The sequence below is a fragment of the Variovorax sp. GW821-FHT10C12 genome (assembly GCF_059415405.1).
Genome location: NZ_JBWKNE010000020.1, coordinates 1 through 8,108 on the forward strand (window position 1 = coordinate 1; position 8,108 = coordinate 8,108).

Here is an 8,108-nt window from a genome sequence, read left to right on the forward strand (position 1 = left end):
ATCGGGCGAGCGCTCCACCGCGATGCCGACCAGCGTCTCGGGCTTCACGCCGCGCGCCAGCAGGTGGTGCGCGAGGCGGTTGGCGCGTGCGTTCAGTTCGCCGTAGCTCAGCACCTGCTCGCCGAAGGCCAGTGCGGCCGCGTCGGGCCGCTCGGCGGCCTGGCGTTCGAAGAGGCGGTGAATGGGCGCTAGCGAGTGATACTTGCGCGCCTCGCCTTCCCATTGCGCGAGCCGCTGGCGGTCCGCCGCATCGGTGAGCGCAAAGCTGCCGGCCGGACGTTCGGCGTCGGCCGCCATGTGCCGCAACACCTCGAGGTAGGCGCCCACCATCCGCTCGATGGTGGCCTTGCCGTAGAGCGCCGTGTTGTATTCGAGCCGGCCGCGCACCTGCGCGCCGGCAAGGGTGAGGTCCAGAGAAAGCTCGAACTTCGCGCTGCGATCCGGCGCGGGCAGCGACTCCACCTGCAGGCCCTCGAAGCGGGGGCCGGTCGTTCCGTCTTCCATCTGCAGGCCGAACATGACCTGGAACAGCGGCGTGCGCCCCGGCTCGCGCCGGTCGGTGCGGCTCGCGAGCAGCACGTCGAAAGGCAGGTCGGCATGGTCCAGCGCGGCCAGCACGTCGCCGCGCACCTGCCGGCAGATGTCGCGCAGCGACATCCGCGGCGTGAGCCGTGCGCGGAAGACCTGCGTCGTGACGAAGAAGCCGAGCAGCCCGTGCAGCTCCTCGCGGTGCCGGCCGGCCGAAGGCACGCCCACCGCAAAGTCGTACTGGCCGCTGTAGCGCGCCAGCAGCACCTGCCAGGCGGCGAACAGCACCACGAAGGGCGTGCTGCGCTCGGCGCGGCAAAGCTTCAGCAGCGCCTCGCTCAGCGGCGCCTCGAGTGCGAAGTGCGTGGCCGCGCCGTCGAAACCCAGCTGTTCGGGGCGGGCGTGGTCGGTCGGCAACTCCAGCGCAGGCACCTCGGGGCCCAGGTGGGCGTTCCAGTGGTCCAGGTCGCGCTGCATCGCACCCGACGCCGCACGTTCGCGCTGCCAGCGCGCGTAGTCCGCGTACTGCAACGGCAGCGCAGGCAGATGCACCGCGCCGGACGTGCGCAGCGCGGCGGCGTAGGCATCGGCCAGGTCCTTGGCGAGGATCGGGTTCGACCATGCATCGGAGACGATGTGATGCAGGCAGAGGGCAAGCACATGCTCGCCGTCGGCCAGCCGAACCAGCCGCGCCACCAGCGCCGGCGCCACGCCCAGGTCGAAGACGTGCGAGACGGTGCGACGCACGGCGTCATCGATTTTTTGCTCCTGCGTTGCGGGCGCCTCGCCCCGCAGGTCGATGCGCTCGATGCCGAAGGCCGCTTCGCCCCGCACCATCTGCAGCGCCGCGCCGTCGCGATTGAAGAAGCGCGTGCGCAGCACGGCATGGCGTTCGACCAGTGCCTGGAACGCGCGCTCGAGCGCATCGGCGTCCAGCGGCCCCTTCAGGCGGAACACCCGCGGCAGGTTGTAGGCCGTGAGTTGCGGCTCCAGGTTCTGCAGGAACCAGAGCTGCTGCTGCGCGAAGGACATCGCCACCGCCTCCCCGGGCACCGTGCATGCGGCAATGGCTTCGGGGTCCACGCCCTTCGGCATCTTCGTCGTCTCGTTCATCAAGCGTTTCCGTTCAAGAGGGGATGGCCTCGGCCTCGAGGCGCCAGGTGTCGGCGAGCTGTTCGGTCTGCGCGGGGTCGGCGCTGACGGCACGCACCGCGCGCGCCAGCGTCGTGACGCTGGGGTGGTCGAACACCAGCCCCGGCGCGATCTCCACGCGCAGCAGTCGGCGGATGCGCGCGGCCAGCTTGATCACCAGCAGCGAGTGGGCGCCGAGTTCGAAGAAGTCGTCGTCCACGCCGATGGACGCGCGCCCGAGCAGCTCGGCCATGCCGGCCGCCAGCAGGTGCTCCAGTGCATCGCGCGGCGCTTGTGTGCCTTCCTGCGGCGCAGCGGGTGCGACCAGCGAGGCCATCGCGCCTGCCAGCGCGAGTCGGTCGACCTTGCCGTTCGCCAGGCGCGGGAAAGCCTCGACCTCGACGCAGCGCGACGGCACCATGTGCGCCGGCAACAGCGCGGCCAGCCGCTCGCGCAGCCCGACGGTTTCTCCGACCACACAGGCCACGAGTTCCACCCCGCCGGCCGGCACCGCCACGGGCAGCACCACCGCCTGGCGCACGCCTTCCTGCGCGAGCAGCACCGCCTCGATCTCGCCCGGCTCCACGCGAAAGCCCCGCACCTTGAGCTGGTGGTCCGCACGCCCCGCGATGCGCAGTGCACCGCCGGGCAGCACGCATGCCAGGTCGCCCGTTCGGTAGAGCCGTTCGCCCGGGGCGAAGGGATCGTCGATGAAGGCTTCCGACGCCACGCCGCCGAGGTAGCCGCGGCACAGCTGCGCACCGCCGATGTACAGCTCGCCGAGTGCGCCGGTGGGCGCGAGCCGCAGCGCGTGGTCGAGCACGCGCACGCGGTTGTTGGCCAGCACCTGCGACAGCGGCAGCGGGTCGGGAAAGGCCGCGCCGGGCTCGAGCCGGTGCACCATCACGCCGACGGTGGTTTCGGTCGGGCCGTAGTGGTTGTAGACCGTGCAGGCGGGCGGGGGCGCCGCGCGCGCGATGCGCTCCAGCAGAGAGCGCGATGCCGCCTCGCCACCGAGCACCAGGAGCCGCGGCAGCACCGGGGTCTCGGCCTCGAGCAGTGCCTCCAGGTGCGAGGGCACGATCTTGATCGCGTCGATGCGGCGCTCGGCCATGAAGCGGGTGAAGGCGGCTGCGTCCTTCGTCGCCTCCGCGCCGGCCACCACCAGGCACGCGCCGTTGAAGAAGGCGCCGAACAACGCCGTGTTGCCGAGGTCGGCCGCCACGGTGCTGGTGAGCGCCCAGCGGCGGTAGCCGTCGAGTGCCATCGCCGACGAAGCGGCGGCCACGTAGTTGAGCAGTTGCGCCTGTTCGATCACCACGCCCTTGGGCTTGCCGGTGGAGCCGGAGGTGTAGAGCACATAGGCCAGGTCGTGCGGCGCGGCCGGCACGTCGGGCGCCGAGGCATCGAAGGCCGACAGGTCGATGCCGCCGGCCATGGCCACGCGCCACGCCGATGCATCGGCCTCCTGCACGGGCTCGACCTGCAGCAGCAGCACGGGCTTGGCGTCGGCCAGCACTGCGGCGCGGCGCGCCGCGGGCCATTCGGGTTCGAGCGGCAGGTAGCCCGCGCCCGCCCGCCAGGCCGCGAGCATCGCGACCAGCAGGTCGAGCGACCGCGGCAGCGCCAGCGCAACCAGCCCGCCGCGCTGCACGCCCTGCGTCCGCATCCAGTGCGCCATGCGGTTGATGCGAACGTCGAGTGCTGCGTAGCTCAGGCGTTGCTCGCCGTCCTCGATGGCCGGCGCATCCGGCGTCGTCCGCGCCCAGTGCGCGATGCGCTCGGCGATGCCCTGCGTGCCCACGTCCAGCGGTGCGCCGTCCAGGGCGAGCAGGGCCTTGCGTTCGTCGGCATCGATGAGCGTCAGGTCCTGCACGGGCGTTGCGGGGCTGTCGGCCACGGCCTGCAGCAGCACGAAGAGCTGCTGCAACAGGCGTTCCAGCGCAGGCGCGGCATGGCGGCCCTCGTTGGCATGCAGCGCGAACACGGCACGCTGCGCCGACCATTCGACTTCGAGCGCAAGTTCGAAGCAAGGCAGCGGTCCCGGGCGTTGCGCCACTTGCCACGACGCAGGCAGATCGTCGGGCGCGCGCAGTGCGAAACCGACGGCGAGATGGGCCGCATCGGCCGCCGCATCGAGCACGCCGTATTCCTGCGCCTCGACGTGCGTGCGGGCCTGGGCCGCGAAGCGCGCCAGCCAGTCGGCAAACGGCTCCTCGGCGCCAATCTCCACCCGCAGCGGCAGCACCTTCTCGTAGACGCCGATGGCGCCCTGCATCACCTCGTAGTCGAGACGGCAATCGTGCTGCCAGCCGCCGATGAAGCGCGCGAAGCCCGTGAGCCGCGCGAGCAATGTCCACCACGCGGCCTGGAGCAACTCGGACACCTGCACGCCGCGCGATCGGGCCAGCGCGTCCAGACGCGACAGCAGTGCGGCATCGAGCGTGCGCTCGACGACGCGGCGCGCCGGAGCGGCCACATCGCGCACATCACCCTGTCGCGCAGCAAGGCGCGGCGCGGCAAGCGCTTCGCCGCCGGCCAGATAACCCGCCCAGTAGGCGCGCCCCTTCACCGCGTCTTCCTCGTCGTCGTGCGCGAGCGCATCGCGCCACGCCGCGAACTGGGTGTACTGGAACGGCTCGGCATCGACCGCTCCCTCGTTGCCGCAGGCCTCGGCAATGCGCGCGACCAACGTCGCGAGGCTGGCCGCATCGGCCGCCAGCGGATGGGCGGAAAGCGTCAGCCGGTGATGCGCTGCATCGACACGGTCCAGCCCGATGCGCACCACGCCGCCTTCTTTCGGCTGCATCGATGCATCGGCCCGCGCATGGCTGGCGGACAGCGTGGCACGCGGTTGCTGGCGCCACGCGAACGGATCGGCCGCATCGCGCATCGCCAGGCGCATCGCCTCGTGCGCCTGCAGCACCTCGGCCGCCACGGTACGCAGGCGCGCCTCGTCGAGCGCGCCCTCGATCACCACCGACACCGCAAGCGGCGGCAGTGCAGCGCCGCGGTGCATCGCGAGCACGGCACGCTGCTCGGGGCTCAGCGGCAGGGCCGCCTCGAAATTCTCGAACCGGTCTTCCATCGTCATTCGCTCCCCACCGCTTCGGCGGCCAGCAGCGTCGAGCGCTCGAACATCGCGCCCATGGCCACGACGATCTTGCGCGGGCCTTCGTACGGATCGCGGGCATGCGCCGCGAGCATGTTGTCGAGCATCACCACGTCGCCCTTGCGCCAGTCGAAACGCACCGCGCATTCCTCGTAGGTACGACCCACGATGGCCATGGTCTCGTCGTCGATCGGCGTGCCGTCGCCATAGCAGACGTGGCGCGGCATGCGCTCGGCGCCGACCAGCGCGAGCAGGTCCTCGCGCACGTCGGCCTCCAGGCAGGCGGGATGGTGCAGCTGCACCTGGTTGAAGAACACGCGCTCGCCGGTCAGCGGATGCTTCATCACCGCGGGGCAATGGGTGCGCGTCTGCAGCGTGTCCTCGTCGAGCCAGCGCCATTCGATGCCGCCGGAGGCCAGCCGGGCTTCGACCTCGGCGCGCTGGTCGGTCTTGAAGAAGTCGCGCCAGCTCACGTCCAGGTGCGGCGTGAAGGTGCGCACATAGGTCAGCGCCTTGCGTTCGAAGGCCCCGACGATCTCCGCCGGCAGGCGCCGCAGCATCTCGCGGCAATCGACGATCGGCGTCGCGCCGCCCACGCGCGAGGGCAGCTCGCAATAGAACCACTGCTTGCGCGGCCAGCGGTCCATGTGCGAGCTCTCGTTGTGATACAGGATCATCTGCCGCTCGGGGTACGGCGTGGAGCGGTAGGTGCGGCGTCCGCCCTCCTTCTTGGGCAGGTCGCCGTAGCTGCCGTAGAGCTCGGGCTCGACGTTCTCGGCGAAGGCCTCGAAGTCCTGCGGCGTCTCCAGGCCGAAGTTGCGGAACAGCAGGCCGCCGTGGCGCGCCAGTGCGTCGTCGACGAAGCCGCGGTGCTCGCGCACCCAGGCGAGCGCGTCGAAACCGGCGCTCGCGGGTTCGACGACGAGCGGGAAGGGGCGCGTATCGGACAGGAACGAGGTCTTGACCTGCGGACGCGATGCCTCGGCAACGCCCACGGTGGCAGCCACCGCCGCCGGCCGGGCCACGAATTTCTTGAGCTTGTCCAGCTTGCCGAGCTGGGGCGATGGCATCGGATTCATGGGAGATTCCTTGCGAACAGGTGTTGAAAAGAGTTGCTCGACCCGTGCATCGGGCGAGAGGACCCCTTGCCGCAGCAGCGCGCACCAATCGGCGGCCCAGCGCCGGATCGATTCGCTGCGGTACAGGCCGGTGTTGTAGACCCACTCGGCGGTCCACTCGCGCGGCCCCTCGTGGATGAAAACGGCGATGTCGAATTTCGAATGCCGCACGCGCTGCGGCACGACATCGATGCGCAGCCCCGGGATCTCGAAGTGGCCGGTGGGCGTGTTCTGCATCACGAACAGCATGCGCACCGGCGTGCCCTGGGCGCGGCCGAGGCCGGCCAGGTCGAGGATGCGGTCCAGGGGAACGCCGCCGTGCGCGAGCGCCGATTGCGTGCCCGCATGCACCGCTGCCAGCCAGTCGGTGAAGCGCGCCGCCTCGTTGCGGCGCGAGCGCAGCGGCACCACGTTGACGAAGAAGCCCATGAGCTTCTCGAGCTCGGGGTGGTCGCGTCCCGCGACGTCCGTGCCGACGACGATGTCGTCGGTGTCGGCTTCGCGGTGCACCAGTGCGAGGAAGGCGGTCAGCATCACGGTGAAGCGCGAGGTCTTGTTCGCCCGGGCGAGCGGCGCCAGTGCTTCCACCAGCGCGCCTTCGACCGGCACGCGCAGGCTGTCGCCCGCATGCCCGGCAACACCTGGCAGCGGCGTGTCCACCGGCAGGCGCGAGCCCTTCGGCGCGTTGTCGAGGTAACGCTGCCAGAAGGCGGCATCCTGCGCGCGGGTGGCCTCGAGCATGCGTGCATGCCAGACCGCGTAGTCGGCGTACTGCACGCGCAACGGCGGCAGCGTCGAGGGAAGGTCGGCGCGCAGCGCCTCGTAGGCGGCCACGAATTCACGCGCGAAGATCGCACCCGACCAGCCGTCGAAGGCGATGTGGTGCACGCACAGCAGCAGCGCATGGCGTCCCGGGCCCAGGTGCAGCAGCGAGGCGCGCAGCGGTGCGGCCGCCGCCAGGTCGAAGGGCTGGGCGGCCATCGCCTCCAGTGCCGCATCGATGCGGGTGGCATCGGCCTCGGGCGCCACCGGCGAAAGATCGACCCACGGCAGCTCGAAGGCCGCCACCGGTGCGATCGTCGCGACCGGTTCGCCGTCGTCGTTCTCGGGGTAGGCCATGCGCAGCACCTCGTGGCGCGACACCAGCGTCTCGAGCGCGCGGCGCAACACGGCCGGATCGAGCGGCCCTTCGAAGCGCAGCGCGGTCGCCATGTTGTAGCCAGTGCGCGCGGCAGTGCCCGACAACCTGTCGACAAGCCACAGGCGGTGCTGCATCGGCGACAGATGCATCCGCCCGACGCGAGCCACCGGCATCAGCGTCGGCAGCGATGCGCCGGCGCCCACAGGCACAAGGCGCGTGGCCATGTCACGCAGCACCGGGTGGTCGAACACCTCGCGCAGCGGCAATTGCAGCCCCGCGCCTGCGCGCAGGCGCGAAACCAGCTGCGCAGCCATCAGCGAGTGCCCGCCCAGCTCGAAGAAGTTCGCCTCGCGGCTCACCTCCACCGTGCCCAGCAGTTCGCTCCAGATGCGCGCCAGCGCCTCTTCGAGCACGCCGCTCGGCGGTACGTGCGTGCCGGCATCGGCGGCCTCGATCGGCGACAGCGCCTTGCGGTCGATCTTGCCATTCGCATTGAGCGGCAGAGCGGGCAGCTTCATCAGCAGCGACGGCACCATGTACTCGGGCAACGTGCGGCCGAGCCACTCGCGCAGCGCCTGCGCATCGACTTCCGGCGCCTCCTGGACAGCAAGCAGCGAGACATACGCCGCGAGCCGTGCACCGCCGGCCGCCTGCTGTGTCACCACCACCGCCTCGCCCACCTGCGGATGCGCGAGCAGCTGCGCCTCGATCTCGCCCAGCTCGATGCGAAAGCCCCGCACCTTCACCTGGTGGTCGATGCGGCCCAGATACTCGAGCTGCCCCTTCTCGTTCCAGCGCGCGAGGTCGCCGGTGCGGTAGAGCCGCCCGCCGCCCTGCGTGCCGAAGGGGTCGGCGATGAAGCGCTCGGCGCTCAGGCCCGGCCGTCCGAGGTAGCCGCGCGCCAGGCCTTCGCCCGCCACGTAGAGTTCCCCCGGCACGCCGATGGGCGCCGCGTTGAGTTCGCCGTCGAGCACGCGCAGGCCCAGGTCGGGAATCGGCACGCCGATCGGGCTGCGCCCGCCGTCCAGGTCGCGCCGCGTGATCGGCCGGTAGGTCACGTGCACCGTCGTCTCGGTGA

General features: G+C 71.1%; 3 protein-coding genes. All 3 read right to left on the reverse strand.

Annotated features, from left to right (window positions below; all coding sequences use genetic code 11):
- Positions 1–1,641, reverse strand: a 1,641-nt coding sequence (locus AC07OH_RS31850) for a condensation domain-containing protein (RefSeq protein ID WP_495303363.1), incomplete at its 3' end; no start/stop codon positions are given.
- A gap of 13 nt (positions 1,642–1,654) precedes the next feature.
- Complete coding sequence (locus AC07OH_RS31855) at positions 1,655–4,747, reverse strand: non-ribosomal peptide synthetase (RefSeq protein WP_495303364.1); 3,093 nt, start codon at positions 4,745–4,747, stop codon at positions 1,655–1,657.
- A 2-nt stretch (positions 4,748–4,749) separates the two neighbouring features.
- A partial coding sequence (locus AC07OH_RS31860; RefSeq protein ID WP_495303365.1) for a TauD/TfdA family dioxygenase occupies positions 4,750–8,108 on the reverse strand: 3,359 nt, incomplete at its 5' end.